General features: G+C 70.3%; 11 protein-coding genes and 1 pseudogene. 2 read left to right on the forward strand and 10 right to left on the reverse strand.

Annotation, left to right across the window (positions count from 1 at the left end):
• Window positions 1–408, forward strand: a pseudogene (locus ACWDA7_RS40450) (transposase); the annotation flags it as partial.
• On the opposite strand, the gene ACWDA7_RS40455 reads toward ACWDA7_RS40450, so the two are convergent.
• The 7 genes from ACWDA7_RS40455 to ACWDA7_RS40485 all read right to left on the reverse strand — a co-directional run bounded on the left by ACWDA7_RS40455 (window position 398) and on the right by ACWDA7_RS40485 (window position 8,104).
• Window positions 398–658 (reverse strand): trehalase-like domain-containing protein, encoded by a 261-nt coding sequence (locus tag ACWDA7_RS40455; RefSeq protein ID WP_450611489.1) that lies wholly within the window; start codon window positions 656–658, stop codon window positions 398–400. The pseudogene ACWDA7_RS40450 and the gene ACWDA7_RS40455 overlap by 11 nt on opposite strands.
• A gap of 301 nt (window positions 659–959) precedes the next feature.
• Window positions 960–2,096 carry a VanZ family protein gene (locus tag ACWDA7_RS40460; RefSeq protein WP_450611491.1) on the reverse strand — a complete coding sequence of 379 codons (1,137 nt, stop codon included), beginning with the start codon at window positions 2,094–2,096 and terminating at the stop codon, window positions 960–962.
• A gap of 363 nt (window positions 2,097–2,459) precedes the next feature.
• Window positions 2,460–2,987 (reverse strand): hypothetical protein, encoded by a 528-nt coding sequence (locus ACWDA7_RS40465; protein WP_450611493.1) that lies wholly within the window; start codon window positions 2,985–2,987, stop codon window positions 2,460–2,462.
• Window positions 2,975–4,486 carry a sensor histidine kinase gene (locus tag ACWDA7_RS40470; RefSeq protein WP_450611495.1) on the reverse strand — a complete coding sequence of 504 codons (1,512 nt, stop codon included), beginning with the start codon at window positions 4,484–4,486 and terminating at the stop codon, window positions 2,975–2,977. The genes ACWDA7_RS40465 and ACWDA7_RS40470 overlap by 13 nt, the downstream gene beginning before the upstream one ends.
• Window positions 4,483–5,163: a response regulator gene (locus tag ACWDA7_RS40475; RefSeq protein ID WP_450611497.1), complete on the reverse strand. Its 681-nt coding sequence runs from the start codon at window positions 5,161–5,163 to the stop codon at window positions 4,483–4,485. The genes ACWDA7_RS40470 and ACWDA7_RS40475 overlap by 4 nt, the downstream gene beginning before the upstream one ends.
• Before the next feature lie 71 nt (window positions 5,164–5,234).
• Complete coding sequence (gene murJ, locus ACWDA7_RS40480) at window positions 5,235–6,923, reverse strand: murein biosynthesis integral membrane protein MurJ (protein ID WP_450611499.1); 1,689 nt, start codon at window positions 6,921–6,923, stop codon at window positions 5,235–5,237.
• A complete protein-coding gene (locus tag ACWDA7_RS40485) occupies window positions 6,920–8,104 on the reverse strand; it encodes a lipid II:glycine glycyltransferase FemX (protein WP_450611501.1) in 1,185 nt (394 codons plus the stop codon). The genes murJ and ACWDA7_RS40485 overlap by 4 nt, the downstream gene beginning before the upstream one ends.
• 411 nt (window positions 8,105–8,515) lie before the next feature.
• Here ACWDA7_RS40485 and ACWDA7_RS40490 point away from each other — a divergent pair, with 411 nt between their 5' ends.
• Window positions 8,516–9,742, forward strand: a complete 1,227-nt coding sequence (locus ACWDA7_RS40490; protein ID WP_450611503.1) for an Ig-like domain-containing protein — start codon at window positions 8,516–8,518, stop codon at window positions 9,740–9,742.
• Between the two features lie 420 nt (window positions 9,743–10,162).
• On the opposite strand, the gene ACWDA7_RS40495 is transcribed toward ACWDA7_RS40490, so the two are convergent.
• The 3 genes from ACWDA7_RS40495 to ACWDA7_RS40505 form a co-directional block, all read right to left on the reverse strand.
• The gene (locus ACWDA7_RS40495) at window positions 10,163–12,703 is read right to left on the reverse strand and encodes an FtsX-like permease family protein (RefSeq protein WP_450611505.1); all 2,541 of its coding nucleotides are present in this window, start codon (window positions 12,701–12,703) and stop codon (window positions 10,163–10,165) included.
• A complete protein-coding gene (locus ACWDA7_RS40500) occupies window positions 12,703–13,503 on the reverse strand; it encodes an ABC transporter ATP-binding protein (protein WP_450611509.1) in 801 nt (266 codons plus the stop codon). Before ACWDA7_RS40500 ends, ACWDA7_RS40495 begins: the two co-directional genes overlap by 1 nt.
• 959 nt (window positions 13,504–14,462) lie before the next feature.
• A complete protein-coding gene (locus ACWDA7_RS40505; RefSeq protein WP_450611507.1) occupies window positions 14,463–16,679 on the reverse strand; it encodes an MMPL family transporter in 2,217 nt (738 codons plus the stop codon).
• Window positions 16,680–17,505: the final 826 nt, after the last annotated feature.

Here is a 17,505-nt window from a genome sequence, read left to right on the forward strand (position 1 = left end):
CGGGCCCGGCTCGTCAGCATGGCGGCCGAACTCGGCATCACCATCATCGCCGTGGACCCGGCCTACACCAGCAGGTGGGGCGCCCAGCACTGGCAGAAGCCCCTAACCTGCAAGACCAGGAAAACCAGCCGTCACGATGCAGCGAGCATCGCGATCGGCAGGCGCGCCCTGGGGCACCGCATCCGGCGACGGACGGCACCGCCTCCTGCCCACCAGAGCGATGGACAGGAGCATCGGACCGCCCAGGCCGCAAGCGGCACCCCAGGGCGTGAGGGAACCCGCCCCCGCATCCCCGGACCACGGACACGATCCACTGGGACCAGACGCGGCGCGAACGCGGGAGACCAGGACGCCCAACACCGTTCGGAGCGCCCGACTGAGCCTGCGCAACGCATGCTCAGTCCGTAGGAACGGTATGGAACTGCGTGCACAGCACCAGGCTGCGCTCGAGGTAGTGCCGGCGGGCGGTGTAGGGGCCGGTGGGATGGAGGGACCAGTGGCCTGCCTGAGCTCCCAGAAGCCGGGCAAAGACCGCCCGGGAGTCGAAATGCGGAAAGCACAGCCAGTCGATGGAACCGTCCAGACTGACCAGCGCCGCACTCTGGCAGTCCGAGAGCAGCGCGTAGTCCGCGATGGGACGGTCGCTCGTGCCGGTCACCTCCCCATCGTCTCGCCGACCCGCACAGCGGGCAGCCCGGCCCTGCCACGGGCTCCGTACCGGAGCCTTGAAAAGGGGATGCATCGGGGCGGCGGCCCCAGGCAAGGCCCCCCGGTACCGGGCCGGGGTCAGGAGCCGGCGACCGGCTGCACGCACCCGGTGTCGTCAGCGAGGAAGACCGCCTGCCCATTGTCGAAAGCCCTGCCTCAAGGTGGGTGCGCTGGGGCGTTCTCCTCCTCCGGGGGCCTGTGACATCCGTCAACGGAGTCGGTCACCGACGACCGGGCCGTTCAGCAGGTCGTCAGCCGCAGCCCCCGGATCTCTCGCTCGAGCCGCTGCCGGTGGCTGCGGAGAGGTCGACGTCGAGGAGGTGTCCGGCGGCGTTGACGGTCACCTTCAGCGACGTCATGGCCGGCATGCGGTCGTCGCGGTAGGGGTACGTGACGGTCCACGTCCCGCTCGCGCCGGCGTCGGCGCGGTCCACCACCGGCCGCTTCGCGTCGGCGGTGGGATAGTGCGCGGCCACGTACCGGCCGGCGGCCCTCGCGGCGGAGGCCGCGTCGTGCACGGATCCGGCGGAGCCCGGGATGGGGTACCCGACCGGCGTGCCCTCGGTCCGGGAAGCCACCGATACGTTGATCTGGAACCGGTCCGGGTGGGGCCAGCTCATGGAGGCGGTTCCGGTCGGCTTCAGCTCGGCCCACACCTGTTCGTCCACGCCGTCCAGACCGCACGGCGTGCTGTCCATGACACGGACGATTTTGAAGTCGTCGCCCAGCGCCTTGCGGACCGCCTGCCCGATCACCGTCTGCTGCGCCGCGGACGCCTGCCTGCTCGGCTCGGCGTGGTCGACGACCCGCAGGTCGACGGCGGTTGTCATCAGGCAGGCGACGGCCGTGAATCCCGCCCCGGTCGCGACCGGGAACCAGCGTCGACGCGTGGGCCAGGGCGACAGCCGCGAACCGGCGAGGCGAAGGGACAGGACCCCGATGCCCACGCCCGCGGCGGCGCCCGCGACATTGGTGATCAGGTCGCTGGTGTCGCAGTAGCGGCCGATGACGGGAAAGACGGCCTGGAGGGTCTCGATCCCGCAGGCCAGGAGGACGGACAGCAGCAGGGGAGGCATCGGGCGCCGGGCCGCGCGCACGCCGAAGAAGCCGATCGGCACGAACAGGGCGACGTTCATCAAGCCCTGGGCCGTCCCGAACGCCTCCCACACGTCCTTGCTGACCGTGCACCGCACCGCTCCCGTACTCACGGTCTTGAACCAGAGCGTCAGGAACAGGGCGGCCGTCGTCGAGGCCGCCCAGGCCGCGTAGGCCCAGGGCCGGTCCGAGCGGCCACGGAGGCCCTGCCGGACGATCCCCAGCACCGCCGTCGAGACGAGGGCGACGAGGAGGACGTACAGCAGGTGCCTCCCGAAGACGAGCGCGAGCAATGCCGTGCCTTTCGAAAGCGCGAGGGGACCGGTCGACAGCGCGCGGGATCAGCCGCGTCAAAGATCATCATGGCGCCCACAGGTCACGGCCACTAGCTCAACTTAGGACCAAACTCGCTCAACTAGGGCCACCGGCTCAACTCATGACCAAGCGGTAGCAGCCGGTTCCCGCGGGACTTCAGCGGCTCGGCGCTGCCCTGGGCGACTGCCGTACTCGGACATCACCGCAGCGCGAACCGTCGTTGCTCGAACTCCTGAAGCGGTGCTCCCGAGAGCGCTGGCGCCTTCAAAACTGCGGTCGCCAGGCTCGAACTTGTAAGCGAAGACGCCCGCCTCCAAGCGAACCGCCTTCTCCAACACGCTTTAGCAGTGGGCCGGCGGGAGTGTTCCGTCCTCGCCCTCGATCGTCACTGGCCTGTCGTCGTCACCCTGCGCGAGTGCGGCTGTACACACCACTTGGCTGATCGCGGTCTCCTTGAGGTGTCGCACAGGGAGCGGTATGCGGATCGTCAGCCCGCCGGAGGCCGACCCTATTCCCACAGGCCCTTTCAGACGCGGCAGTCCCGTATGGAGCCCGGCCTTGCGCTCGTTCGCGAGTGGGCCGGCGAACAGCTCGGCGAGCACGTTGTGCACGTCGAGCTGCTCGATGCCCGTCGGGGAGAACCGGCCCTTGCGGTCTGGCCGGCTCACCGGCGCCAAACGGCCCTGCGGGGAGAGGAAGAAGAGGAGGACGCGTTGCCGGGGACCGGGGTAGACGGTGACGGTGGCGGGTCCGCCGGCCTCGATGGCGTCGGTCTGCTGCACTCCGCAGCCGGCCAGCATGGCTGCCGCGGTGGCGAAGGCGGTGCAGGCGGCGACGGCACGGCCGATGGCGGGGCTCAGACGCTGCACTCGGTCGCCTCCCCGTCGGCCAGGGGTATCTCCACGGTGAAGACGGCGCCGCCCTGTGGGCCGTTGGCGGCGCGGAGTGTGCCTCGGTGCAGGCGCACGTTCTCCAGGGTGATGGCGAGACCGAGACCGCTGCCCTGAGAGCGGGTGCGGGCCGCGTCCGCCTTGTAGAAGCGTTCGAAGATATGCGGCAGTACCTGGGCGGGTATGCCGGGTCCGCTGTCCGCGACCTCGGCGACAAGCCAGGACGCGCCGTTCGCGCCGGTCCCCGTGTCCGGCCGGTCGGCGTCGGGTGCTCCTTCGTGACAGGTCGTGGTGCGCAGCCGTACCGTCACGGGCGCGCTTCCGTGCCGTAGTGCGTTGCCGACGAGGTTGGCGATGACGATGTCGAAGCGCCGGGGGTCGAGCCGGGCCCGGATGCCGTCGGGCAGGTCGGTGACGATCTGTGTGGGGTCGGTCCAGTGTCGGCTCGTCAGGGTTTTGCGGATGGCCTGTGCGACGTCGACCTCGTCGGTGTTCAGTTCGGCGGCTCGGGCGTCGAAGCGGGAGATCTCCATCAAGTCCTCGACGAGTACGGCGAGTTTGCCTGTCTCGGCGCTGATCAGTCGGACGGCCCGGGCGGTGTCCGGGGCGAGGTGGGCTGCGTCCTCGTCCAGTACTTCTGTGACGGCGAGCATCCCGGTGAGTGGGGTGCGCAGTTCATGGGAGACGTCGGAGGCGAATCGGCGGGCGCGCGCCTCGGCCTCGCGGAGTTCACGCACGGTCTGCTCCAGTTCGGCGGCGGACTGGTTGAAGGTCCGTGCCAGGTCGGCGAGTTCGTCGCTGCCTTTGCACTGGATGCGGGTGTCGAAGCGGCCGCTTCCCATGTTTCGTGCGGCTGTGCGCAGGTCGCGGATCGGGCGCAGCACGCTGCGTGCCGCCAGCAGGGCGGGCGCGAGTGCGGCCATGAGGCCCGGGAGGGCCCCGTCGCGGGCGGCGGTGAGCATGGCCTGGATGTTGGTCTCCTCGTCGGTCAGTGGCATCACGGCGTACAGCACCAGTCCGGTGGGGCGCGTGGTCTTCCCGGCCTGGAAAACGGTGGGGACGGCGACGGTCAGCCAGGGGGTGCCGCCTTTGTTGACCCGCTGGAAGCTGCCGCCGGGCGTGGCGAGGGCGGCCCGGCGTAGCTCGGGGGTGATCACCGTCGAAACGGGCCTGGTACCGGACGAGATCCGGACCGATCCGTACTCGGCGAACACCACCCAGGGGTGGGGCTTGCCCTGCCGGCCGAGTTGCTGCACCTGTTGCTGAAGCGCCGCCGGTACCACGGGAAGCGACGTGGGCCACTCCTCGATCCTGTCGCGGAAGGAGGACACGGCAGTGTCCTGGGTCTGTGCGAGGATCGCGGTGCGTGCCTTGCGGTAGGTGAGGGCCGCGGTGGTTCCGGCGCCGACGGCGGCGACCAGCAGGAAGGCGAGAACCAGCCGGGTGCGCAGTCCGATGCGGACTTTCCAGCGGCTCACAGGGGTCCGAAGCGGTAGCCGAAGCCCCGCAGGGTCTGGATGTAGCGCGGGCTGGCGGGCACGTCCTCGACCCTTTGACGTAGCCGTCGTACGCAGGCGTCGACCAGGCGGGCGTCGCCGTGGTAGCTGTGTTCCCAGACGTGCTCGAGCAGTTGCTGCCGGCTGAAGACCTGCTCCGGTGCGGCGGTCAGATACAGCAGGAGCTTGAGCTCGGAGGGGGCAAGAGCCACGGGCCGGCCGGCCTTGGCGACGGTCAGTCCGCCGCGGTCGATGGCGAGGTCGCCGTGGAATTCCACGGAGGGGCGTCCGCCCGAGTCCTCGATGCGGCGCAGTACGGCCCGGATGCGGGCCTCGATCACTTCTGTGCGGGCCGGTTTGACGATGTAGTCGTCGGCCCCGGCCTCCAGCCCCACCACGACGTCGAAGTCGTCGCCGCGTGCGGTGAGCATGATGATCGGCAGTTGGTCGGCCTGGCGTACCCGGCGGCAGACCTGGACCCCGTTCATGCCGGGCAGCATGAGGTCGAGGAGCAGTAGGTCGGGCCGGAATTCACCGATGGCCGCCAGCCCGGCCTCCCCTGTGGGGGCGGTGCGTACCTCGTGCCCGCGTCGGCGTAGACCGAGTTCGATGCCTTCACGGACGGAGGCGTCGTCTTCGATGAGCAGGACGCGTGGCATATGCCGAGTATTCCATTTCACCTTGCGGGGGCGGCTTGTCAGCAGATGTGAGGAAGTCGACATGGCGACCTCTATGTGCGTCGGCGGGGCGTACGCAGCACGGCGGCGACGACGGCTTCCAGTTCGGTCAGACGCAGGGGGCGCGCCAGCAGTGCGAAAGCCGCCAGGATGGCCGCCGTGCCCGCCGTCACCGCAGCGAGCGGACCCCTGGAGGCTGCCCGCGTGGCCACGAGGTGGCCGAGTGCGGCGGCCGGGACCGCGGCCACCAGCAGCCGGGCCAGCGCGGCCCCGGAGGTTGAGCGCCACGGTGCTCGCCGGGGACCTGTCCTCGCGGAGAGCCTGCGGTCCAGCACGAACGCGGTGACCGCCCAGCCCGCGAAGAGCGCCACCGAGTACGCCCCGGCCATGCCGGTGACCGCCCAGCGTGCGGGCAGCAGCACGCAAGCGGCGGTGGACAGGCCCGCGTTGAGCCCGGCGATCACCAGGTTCAGCACAAACGGCGTGCGGGTGTCGCAGAGCGCGTAGAAGGCGCGCGAGAGGACGTACTGCCCGGAGAAGGCGATCAGCCCCGGAGCGAAGGCCATCAACGCCCCCGCCATGACAGCGGTATCGTCCGCCGTGGTCTGGCCGTACCGGAAGACGACCGTCATGATCGGCTGGGCGAGTGCAAGTAGTACGCACGCCGCGGGCACGACGGCGGCGGTGCTGCTGCGCAGGGCGTACGCCACGTCCTGGCGCACCCGTGCCGTGTCGTCGTCGGCCGCCGCTGTGCTCATCCGCGGCATCAACGCGGTGACCAGTGAGACGGTCACGATCCCGTGCGGCACGGCCCACAGCAGATATGCGTTGCTGTAGGCGCTGAACCCGGCCCCGCCTTCGATACCCTGGGCCGCCGCGTGCTGCCCCGCCACCGTCGCGAGCAAGGTCACCACCCAGTAGGCGACCTGGTTGGTGAACACCAGCAGCACCAGCCAGGTCGCCGAGCGCAGGGGCCGGGACATCCCGCTGCCCCGCCAGTCGAACCTGGGCCGCCACCTGAAGCGCGCCGCACGCAGGGACGGCAGCAGCGCCAGCGCCTGGACGACGATCCCGGCCGTCGTACCCCAGCCGAGCAGTGCGGTCTCGCCGCCGGTGAGCGCGCCGCCGGTTCCCGCCGTCGCCAGATACAGACCGAAGACCGCGATGACGACCACGTTGTTGAGGACCGGTGTCCACATCATGGCGCCGAACTTGCCGCGGGCATTGAGTACCTGCCCAAGCAGGGTGAACAGACCGAGGAAGAAGATCTGCGGCAGGCAGTAGCGTGCGAAGGCGACCGTCGTCGTCGCCTGCGCACCGGTGTAGTCGGTGTAGGCCGCGACGATCGCGGGCGCCGCGAACACTGCCCCGGCCGTGATCAGCAGCAGAGCCGACGTGCACAGGGTGAGCAGCCGGTCCGTGTACGCGGCCCCGCCGTCCTCGTGCTCCTTGGCGGCCTTGACCAGCTCGGGCACGAACACGGCGTTGAGTGCACCACCGAGGAGCAGTGTGTAGACGATGTTGGGGACGGTGTTGGCGACTGCATAGCCGTCGGCCCTCAGTCCCACACCGAGAGCGGCGGCGACCACGGCGGAGCGTACGAACCCGGTGGCGCGGGAGACGAGGGAGCCGGCGGCCATCACCGCGCCGCTGCGCAGTACCGAGCCGGGCCGGTGGGCCGGCCGCTGTGCCGTGGGCGCGCCGGCACCGGCCGGAGTACCCGGAGTCGTGGAAGCGCTCACCGGCGCGCCATGTACATCTGGAACGCGCGGTACAGCGTGTGATTGGTGGTGCCGCTCAACGGCATCTCCCACTCCCCCAGTGTCTCCGCGACATGGCCCCCGGTGCCAAGCTTCCAGCGCAGCAGCCCGAACGAGCGCACATCGGGGTCGAGCGTGGACGGTACCCCACACATGTCGTAGACCTCCGCGCCCTGGGCATGGGCGTCGAGCATCATCTTCCACTGCAAAACGTTGGAGGGGCGGACCTCGCGCCGGTGGTCGGCGGAGGCCCCGGTCTGGTACCAGATCCGTCGGCCCACCGTGACCATGGTGTGCGCGGCCAGGATCTCGCCCTGGTGACGGGCGAGATAGAGCTTCATCCGGCCCGGCTCCTCGGCGTTGAGGGCCGCGTACTGGCGCTCGTAGTAGGCCAGGGAGCGGCCCAGCCGGAAGCCGTCCCGTGCTTCGGTGATTTTCAACAGCCGGTAGAACTCGGAAAGATCGCCGGCCCCGCCCACCGTCACCTCGACGCCCGACTTGTGCGCCCGCCGGATGTTGCGCCGCCACTCCTGGTTGAGTCCGGACCACAGGTCGTCGGCACTACGTCCGGCCAGCGGCACCCTAAAGACATAACGGGGCTGTGCGTCGTTGTCCTGGCCGTCGTCGCCGCAGCGTTGCCAGCCGCGCGCCCGCAGCCGCTCGGCCACAGCGACACCCAGCGGGTCGACCTCGCAGGTGAGCACATCGCTCACGCGCCGGCCGGCGCCGGTGTGCGCCTTCAGCCCGTCGGCGTCCCACCGACGGTAGGCGGGCGCGGGCCCGATGCGTACGGCGAACGCTCCCTCGGCGCGCAGATGACGCAACAGCGGGTTGAGCCAGCGGTCGAGTTCCGGGTCGCTCCAGTCGGCGACGGGCCCCTCGGGCAGGTAGGCGAACGACTTCCGGGTACCGGGCAACCGGCGCAGCAGCACCAGTGCCACTCCGCTCAACTCCCCGCACCCGGGGCCGTCCTGCGGACCCCAGCCCAGCAGCCGGGCCTGCCAGCCATCCTTCACTTCGGCCCAGGACGGGCACTGAAGGAAGCCAGGCCCCAGGGCGGAGCCGGTGCGGGATGCAAGAAAGGCACGGTAGGTCTCGGCGGAGACGGGCCCCAGCCACGCATCCTGCTGACCACAGCGTGCGGTCGCCAGCAGCGCCGACATTGCGCCTCCTCGGGTGCCGTCGTTGTCGGTTGAGGTACCGGGCTGTTGAGCACGGAACGCGAGGAAGATTCACAGGCGTCCATGACCGGGCCGCGCGACGTATGTGACCGGACCATGACGGTTCCGCTGCGGCGCCCGTCACACGACGGCAGCACATTCCTGGGAGTCACACGACAGCAGACGGTCTCCCGGGCCATGGGCCCAGCAGCGGAGGTGGCCCGGGGCAGCCGCACAGTGCGGGGAGATCCGCTGCCGTCCATGACCGCCACGCCCGGCTTGTGTGACCGGACGATGACCGTTTTCCTGCAGTCGCTGTCACACAGCCGACACGCCCATGTCCTGCACTTTTGGTCGCTTAGAGTCCCAGCGTCCCGGTGAGTTTTCGACTTTCAAATTTCACAGAGGTGTCCGTTGAGCCAGACACATGTCGGACCGATACACGTGGGCCCGGCGCGGATTCGCGTCGCCGTCGCCGCCGCGGGGTCCGCCGCCCTGCTGATCGCCACCGTCTGCGCCTGCTCCTCCCAGGGCACGGCATCGGCAAAGGTGGGGGCGCAGGCCAAGGACGGCGCTCGGGCGGCGACGATCAGTGTGACGCCCCACGGCACACGGGCGAAAGCCGGCGAACCGGTCAAGGTCGCCGTGCACGACGGTCTGTTCACCTCCGTCGCCGTCACCGACGCCAGCGGCGAAAGACTCACCGGCAGGTTGTCAAACGACCGCCGCACCTGGACCTCCGACCGCAATGCCGTGCCCGGCGCCACCTACACGGTCCAGGCGGCAACCCGCTCCCAGAACGGACAGGCGCACCAAACGCACCAGTCCTTCACCACCATCCCCGCCGACCGGGTCAACAAGGTGGAATGGCGGCCCGGCACCGCCACCACGGTCGGTGTGGCCCAACCGCTCTCCCTGGTCTTCGACTTCCCGGTGCGCGACAAGGCCGCGGTGGAAAGGCAGCTCAAGGTCACCACCTCCAACCACACCGAGGGCTCATGGGGATGGATGAAGGACTGGTCCGGCAGGGACCGGGTCGACTGGCGGCCCAAGGAGTACTGGCAGCCCGGCACCAAGGTCAGCCTCGACGCCCGGCTGAACGGCACCTACTCGGGTGCGGGCGGCGGCTGGTTCGTTCGTGACTACAAGCTCGACGTCACCATCGGCGCACGGCAAGTGGTCAAAGTCGACCTCGACAGCAAGCGGCTCACCCTGCAACGCAACGGCGCCACCGTGCGGACCTTCCCGGTGTCCGGCGGCACCCCCGGCCCCCAGACGGGCTCCTGGCGCGGCACGGAAGTGATGATGTCGAAGGAGGGCACGATCCGAATGAACTCAGAGACCGTGGGCCTCGGTGACGCCTACGACCAGAACGTCAACTACGCGATGCGGCTGACCTGGTCGGGTACATACGCCCACGCCGCACCGTGGAACGCCGCCAACTTCGGCAAGGCCAACAAGAGCCACGGCTGCATCGGCATGAGCGACGCCAACGCCCGATGGCTCTACCAACATGCCCGGATCGGCGACCCGTTCGAGGTCAAGGGCGCCGAGACCAAGGGACAGGTCGCCTTGAACAACGGCTTCGGAGACTGGAACGTCGACTGGGAGCAGTGGCGCTCGAGGAGCGCCCTGCGGTGAGTGCCGCGGGTCGCGTCTGCGGTGAGTGTCTGACTGCGGGACAACGGCGACGCTGGGCGGCGGACAAGCACGCGGGCCTACGGACCGTCAGTGCAGGTGATCAGCCCACCAGTTCAAGGCCAGGTACCCGCCCCAGTTGCTTCGGGACGAAGAAGTCGCGGGTTCAATTCCCGCCACAGTGACAGAGAAATACCAGGTCAGACCGGGTTTCCAGGGATGGACACCCGGTCCGATGTGTTCTTGGGAGCGTCTCAGGGGTGAGCGGGGATTGGCCGCGAGGGCGGGCCGGACGAAGGCCGTCACGATCGAGATGCACCCGTGTAGGTCCCGTCTGGGAGGTTCACGCGTACGCCCCGGTGGCCTGCCCCTCACGGGCACCGGCGCAGTCGCCCGGCTCCTGGCGTACGCGGTGAGCGGGCGCTACTGCCGTGCGGTGCCGGCTTCGATCGGCCGGGTGCGCAGCAGTGCGAGGGTGGGTAGGCCGGTGGCGGCGAGGCTGAGGAGGACGGTTGCGGCGGCCAGTTGCCCTGCGGTGCCGGTCGGGATGTAGGGGGCGGTTTTGGTGAGGCCGCGGGCGATGGGGACAAGGGTGGTCCAGGCGATGGCGCCACCGAGGATGAGGCCGGTTACGGCGACGAGGAGGGCTTCCCAGCCCATCATGGCCCGCACTTGGCGGCGGGTGGTGCCGGCAAGGCGGAGCAGACCGATTTCGCGGCGGCGGTCAAGAACAGTCATCACGAGGGTGTTGGCGGCGGCGACGGCGGCAAATCCGCCGAGCACGGCGGCCATGACGGTGTTGGCCCAGGAGTTGAGCTCCTGGTTCCGGTCGGCCTGGGCGCCGTATCCGGCCGCGTCGGTGAGGGTCGTCCCTGGTGCGAGTGCGCTCAGTCGCCGGGCTGTGGCCTGCCGGTCGGCGCCGGGGGCGCCCGCGACGAGCACGTGGCTGTCCAGGGCGGCCCTCACGTGCGCGGCGAGGGCGGCACGGGGCATCACGACCTGTCCCACTCCCAGGCCGCGTTCGTAGGTGGCGACCACGGTGGGCCTGACCTTGGTGCCGTCGCCCAGCCACAGGGAGACCCGGTCACCGGTTTTCACGTGCAGGTCCTCGGCGATCGCGGTGTCCAGCGCGATCGTGTTCCCGGATCCCAGTGCGCGCAACGACCCGCTCTTCACGCCGAGGTCGAGCACCTTGGGCAGGCTGCCCGGGTCACCGGAGACACCCAGGACGGTCGTCGAGGTCAGCTCGTTGCCAAACCGGTAGACGGCGCCGGTGCGCAGTACTCCGGTCGCAAACTCCACGCCCGGTACCCGGGCCGCCCGTTCGGCGGTGGCCGCGGGCAGACCGGGGCCGGTCGAGCCGAGCACGTAGTCGGCGACGACCGCGCTCTTGACGTTCGCGCCGGAGGCGTGAGCGATGGTGCTCTGGATGAACAGCAGCGTGCCGCACAAGGCGGTGACCATGATGATCGGAGTGATGGCGGAGGCCAGGCGGCGGGCCTGGGCGCGCGTGTTGTCGGCGGCCAGGGAGCCGGCGGCTCCGGCGGCTCCCGCCCGCAGGGGCAGTGCGAGGACGCTCGCGCACAGGCGGGCCAGCAGGGGACCGAGCAGGGCTACGGCGAGCAGGAAGCACATGATCACGCCGAGAGCGGTGTTGGCGGCGTCGCTGCCGCCGAGCCGGGCGGCGAGGGCGGCCAGTACACCGCCGCCCGCGAGGGCGGCCAGACCCATACCGATCCGGATCGCGCCGGGCCGGGCGCGCTCCACGGCGGCTTCCCCGAGTGCCTGACTGGGGCGAAGCCCGGCGGGTCGGCGCGCGGCCACCCAGCCGGCCGTCAGCGCGGCCAGCACGCAGGCTCCCACCGCGGCCAGCATCGGCAGCACGCCGACGTTCAGGGACACCTGCTCGGGTACGGCACCGCGGTCGACGAGTTCACCGAACCACCAGCGGGCCAGTGCCAGGCCCGGCAGCACCCCCAGGGCGGCTGCTACGGGTGCGAGGATCACTGCCTCGGTGGCGATGGTGCGGCGGATCTGCCGGGGCGTCGCGCCGATCGCACGCAGCAGGGCGAACTCACAGGCACGCTGCCCCGTGGCCAGAGCGATCGTGCCCATGACGACGAAGACGGCGGTCAGCGCAGCGGTGCCGCCGAAGGAGCCGCCCAGCCCGGTCAACACGACCTTGCCCTCGGCGAGAGCCGGCACTTCCACAGCCCCGCGCGCGGCGCCGGTGGCGACCCGGGCGCGGCCGTTTACGGCCTGGCGTACCTGCCCGGCCAGGGCGGAGGCGGTCACGCCCTGACGGGGGGTCACGGCGATGGCGTCCACCGTCCCGGGATGTCCGGACAGCCTCTGGGCCACACCGTCCGCGAACCACACACTGGGGCCATCACCCTTCGTGGAGATCAGTGCGGAGATCACGTAACTTCCGCTGCCGCCCGGGGCGGCCAGCCAGAGCCGGTCTCCCGGCGCAAGGCGTGCGGCCCGGGCGGCGCTCTCCTCCAGTACGACCTCCCCGGCCCCCGGTGCGTCTTTCTTCGGCGCGGCCAAGGAGTGGGCGGCGGTGAGGGCGGTTGCCGAGAAGTTCCGTCCTGTCAGCGCGGGCAGCGCGCCCGCCTTCTGCACCACCTGCAGGGGGAAGGACAGATCGAAAACGGCCGCGGCGACTTTGGGGCGGGTGGCGATCGTGGCCGCCAGTGCCTCATCGACGCGGTGGCGCTCCGGCAGGGGGCTGTGCATCGATTGGCTCTTGCCGCCCTCCTGGTAGCTGATCCGGGCGTAGGGATCACCAAAGACCACGACGGGGGAATCCGCGTAGCGCACGGTCTCCGCGCGTGCGGTGATGCCGGTCTGCAGCAGCGTGCCGCAGGCGGTGATGATCGCCGCTCCCAGCAGCAGTGCGATGAAGCTGCCCACGAAGGACGCGGGCCTAAAGCGCACGGAGGCCCGCGCGAGACCGTTCATCACGCGGCCACCCCCGAGAACCCGCCGGCCGCAGCGGTCACGCTCACCATCCGGTCGGCCACCGTCTGCGGGTCGGGACGCCGCAGATTCCCGACCAGCGCCCCATCGGCCAGGAAGAGCACCTGGTCCGCGTGGGACGCGGCCACCGGGTCATGGGTGACCATGACGACCGTGGCACTCATCGCCTCGACCGCGCGACGCAGCAGCCCCAGGATCTCCCGGGCGGACCGGGCATCCAGGGCACCGGTCGGCTCGTCCGCGAACACCACCTCCGGCTCCGTCATCAACGCACGGGCGATCGCCACACGCTGCTGCTGCCCGCCCGACAACTGCCCAGGCCGCCTGCCCCCGAGCTTGGCGAGTCCGACATCGGCCAGGAGCTGCTGCGCCCGCCGCCGGTCCTGTCGCTCACCCGCGAGCCGCTGGGGCAGCAGCACGTTCTGCAGCACGGTCAGGGAAGGCAGGAGGTTGAAGGACTGGAAGACGAACCCGACACGCGTGCGCCGCAGCTTCGTCAGCCGGGTCTCGCTCAGCTGGGTGATCTCTTCCCCGCCGAGCAGCACCTGCCCCGACGTCGGTCGGTCCAGACCCGCGGCACACTGCAAGAACGTGCTCTTCCCCGACCCCGACGGGCCCATCACCGCAGTGAAGCTGCCCCGCTCCAGCGCCACGTCCACCCCGCGTAGTGCCTGCACGGCCGCAGCCCCTCGCCCATAAGCGCGGGTGACGGCGCGCAGCTCGATCGCAGGCGACCCGTCCCGGTCCCACTCGGTGTCCCTAAAGTCGCGGCGCCCGGCCATGATGTTCCCTTCTTTGCTGGTCAGCTGCCGCCGGTCATCAGGGAGCAATGTGTCGGCGACGGAGTCAGCCAGGCTCTTCACGGCGGGGATATCCCCCGGCCCGGTGGGCGCGGACCCCCGCCTCGGCGTTTCGTGTCGCACGATGATCGGCTCCTCCACAAGGGGCGCTTCCGGCACGGCCGTCGGCAGGGGCAGAGCCGGTTGGCCGCCCGGACCTGGTCGAGGTGGTCAAGGACGTCGTACGCCTGACCGATGGCGAGGGCCGCGTCCTTCTTGAACACCGTGCCCACGGGGCAGGCAGCGCGGTATCCAGCCTGGCCAGTACATGCCGTCCACGCCTCAGCCACGCGGCTGAGGTTTCCTCTCCCCCCTCGGGATGAGCACCCCCGCGGTCGACGGCACACGCCCGGTCAGCCGAGCAGCCCTCAACGGCCACCGTGCCCAGAGCCCGCATCGAGGGACGCAGACGTGCCACATCACGCCACATCACGGTCAACGGCGGTCCGTCACAGTCCAGGTGAGCCGTCGACCTGGCTGCAGCCACAGCCCACCTGGCCTGGCCGCCACGCCCACCCCACACCCCCCGCCCTGCAAAGCCGGGGGGCAGGAGGGCCCGGGCAGTCACGATCTGTCGAGCCACGCGTACGCGTGGCCCACGGGCCCCGAGATACCGGCGACCGAGGCGGTTCGCCAGAGCTGGGGCGAACACCGTCATCGCTGTGCCAGGGCTCGTGTCGGCGATGAGGTCATCGGGCGCCAGCGCTTTGAAGCCCTCATCCCTGCAGAGGGCGTCCCCAACGCCGTGGCCCTCGCCGAGATCACGGCCATGCCGCGTGGGACCAAGCCGCCCCCTTGGAGCGCCCACGGTCTCCCGCATTCCCTGCGCCCGTTCCTCCTTTCGCATGCGGCGCCGGGCCCGGCCCCACCGAAGAGGGGGGCCGGGCCCGGCGCATCAAGGATCACAAGCGCACCCGGGCTCCGGCATCCTCCCGCCGGGCATGCGCGGAGGTGAGGGCGCCGCCGGCGGGGTGCAGTCTTTCTCCCTCGACGTCGATGTCCGGCAAGAGGGCGCCAAGCCACTTCGGCAGCCACCAGGCCGCCCGGCCCAGCAGGGCCAGGACGGCCGGCACGATCGCCATGCGAACGACGAAGGCGTCCAGCAGGACCGCGACCGCGAGCCCGAGACCGACCAACTTCATCGACTGATCACCCGAGGCGATGAAGCTACCGAAGACGGCCGTCATGATGAGGGCCGCCGCACTCACCACGCGTCCCCCGTGACGAAAGCCGGTCACGATCGCCTCATGCGGACTCTGCCCCGCCGCGTATGCCTCACGCATCCGCGTGACGAGGAACACCTCGTAGTCCATGGCGAGTCCGAAGACGATACCGACCATGAGGATCGGCATGGTGCTCGTGATCGGCCCCTTCTGGTCGACGCCGAGGACGTCGGCCAGCCACCCCCACTGGAAGACCGCGACGAGCGAACCGAGCGCCGCCCCGATCGACAGCAGGAAACCCACGGCGGCCTTGAGCGGCACCAGCACGGACCGGAACACCAGCATCAGCAACACGAACGCCAGACCGACCGTGATCCCCAGATAGGGCAGCAGCGCCCCGGTGACCTTCCGGGAGAAGTCGACCTTCATACCGGTCAGCCCCGTCACCATGGTGCGGGCACCCGTCACATGCTGCAGGTCGGCACCCGAAGCGCGGATGGCGCGCACCAGGTTCTCCGTCTGCACACTGCCCGGCTTGGTACTCGGCACCACGCTCACGACCGCGGTGTCATGCGCCGCGTTGAAGGCGGCGGGACCGACCGCCGCAACCCCAGGAAGTGCCCTCACCGTCGAGGTGACCTTCCGGGCGGCGCGGGTGGCGTCCTCGCCGCCCTTGGCATCGACCACGACCGTGAGCGGGCCGTTGATGCCCGGCCCGAACCCGGCCGACAGCATGTCGTACGCCTTACGCTGCGTGGTATTGGCCGCCATGGCCCCCTCATCGGGCACCCCCAGCTTCAAAGAAGCCGCCGGTACGGCCAGCACGCCCAAACCGATCACCGACACCACCATCACCATCAGCGGCCGCCGCAGCACGAAACGCGCCCAGCGCGCCCCCACGGTCGGCTTCGCGGACGCTCTGGCCGCCGGCCTCTTGCGGGCACGCCGCCCCACGATCCGCTTGCCCGCCATCGCCAGCAGCGCCGGCAGCAGGGTCAGGGCGACCACCACGGCCAGGGCGACCGTTCCCGCCGCGGCCAGGCCCATCTTCGTCAGCACCGGCAGACCCACCACCGACAGGCCCGCCAAAGCGATCACCACCGTCAAACCGGCGAAGACGACCGCCGAGCCGGCCGTGGCCACGGCCCGGCCGGCCGCCTCCTCCCGCTCACGGCCCTCGGCCAGTTCGGTCCGGTAACGGGTCACGATGAACAGGGCGTAGTCGACACCGACCGCCAGGCCGAGCATCAACGCCAACGTGGACGTCTGATCACCCAGATCCAGGGGGTTGGCCAGGGCACCGATCACAGAAACACCGATACCCACGCCCAGCAGTGCGGTGACCAGAGGCAGGCCGGCGGCCACCAGCGACCCGAAGGTGATCACAAGGACCACCGCGGCGATCGCCATGCCCACCACCTCCATGCCGGAGCCCCCGTCTTCCGCCGGCACGCCGCTGCCGCCCACCTCAACGGCCAGTCCCCCGCCGCGGGCCTTTTCCACCGTGCGCATAAGAGACGTCTTGGACTGCTCGCTCAACGCCACCGCCCTGGCCTTGTAGGCCACCGGCGCGTACGCGGTCGTACGGTCCCTGCTGACCGTGTGGGCGACAAACGGGTCAGCGACCGAGGCCACCTGCGGGGAACTCTTCTTCAGCGCAGCGACCGTCGCCTCGATCCGCGCCCGGTTCGCCCGCTCGGTCACCCGATGCCCCACCGGTGCCCGAAACACCACCCGCGCCGACGCGCTCTCCACGTCCATACCGGGAAAGCGTTCCTTCAGCACATCCACGGCCCGCTGGGCCTCCGTCCCCGGCAGCGCAAACGAACTCGGGACGGCAGGGGCCGCCGCGGACGCCGCGACACCGGCCGCAACCAGGAGCACCAGCCACGCAACGGCCACACCCAACCGGTGCCGGAAGGCGAATCTGCCCAGTCTGTCAAGGAAGGTAGCCACGCGACCGCGCTCCACTCGAAATCGTGCTGCTCAAGAAGGAAAAATGCCCAGGTCAAGGCACCCATCCAGTCTTCAGCCACCCCAAGGGGGCGCCATCCACACTCCAGGCGAACTCCCACCTCAACCCAAAGGATGAGCCGCACCGCAGGCCATCCCCCCAACCGACAACCTCTCCCCGCCCACCCCACACCCGGCGCGCCCGCTCACCACCGGTTCGAGTCCCCCGGCACCCGCCAGCGATCACGAGGCCTTCAGCGCCTTCCAGGCCGGCATGCGTCGCGGGACGGACTTCGACGACCACGCGGCCGGTCCGTCACCCGCTGTGCGTCCGGCCTGAGGATGGTGCACGTCGCCGGCGACGTCGCAGGCCAGTGGGACAAGCCCTGACGGTCAAGGTCACCCGGCCCGGCCCCCCGGCATCCGCGTGAGCGTACGTGCGTGCTCGCCGTCGGCTTCCCCCGCCCCAGCGGAGGGGCTGTTGGCGGCCACCATCCACGTCCGGGAGGTCCGGTCCCCGGCACAGGCAGCTTCATCACCCCAGCGACCAATCCGTCAAGACGATCGGCCTCAAACTCGCCACCACCGCCCTCCTGGACTCCTTCGCCGTCCGCATGACCATCGCGCCCGCCCTCCTCGCCCTCCTCGGCAACGCCGCCCGGTGGCTACCGACATGGGCGCACCATCCTGCCCACCATCGACATCGAAGCAACGAAACCGCACGGCACACGCGGCACCGTTCCTAGTCAGTGAGCAGGAGTGAGTCTTGTACCCAATCCTGGTCAACTGGCGCATCCCGAACGGTGGTGGATGCACTGGTCTCCCGCGT

The organism is Streptomyces sp. NPDC001156 (assembly GCF_053598275.1).

Bases quoted from the DNA above. Each gene is read 5' to 3' on its own strand.
- ACWDA7_RS40475 (WP_450611497.1), bottom strand. From the start codon at position 5,163: ATGCCACGCGTCCTGCTCATCGAAGACGACGCCTCCGTCCGTGAAGGC.
- ACWDA7_RS40485 (WP_450611501.1), bottom strand. From the start codon at position 8,104: ATGTCGGCGCTGCTGGCGACCGCACGCTGTGGTCAGCAGGATGCGTGG.
- ACWDA7_RS40495 (WP_450611505.1), bottom strand. From the start codon at position 12,703: ATGAACGGTCTCGCGCGGGCCTCCGTGCGCTTTAGGCCCGCGTCCTTC.
- ACWDA7_RS40500 (WP_450611509.1), bottom strand. From the start codon at position 13,503: ATGGCCGGGCGCCGCGACTTTAGGGACACCGAGTGGGACCGGGACGGG.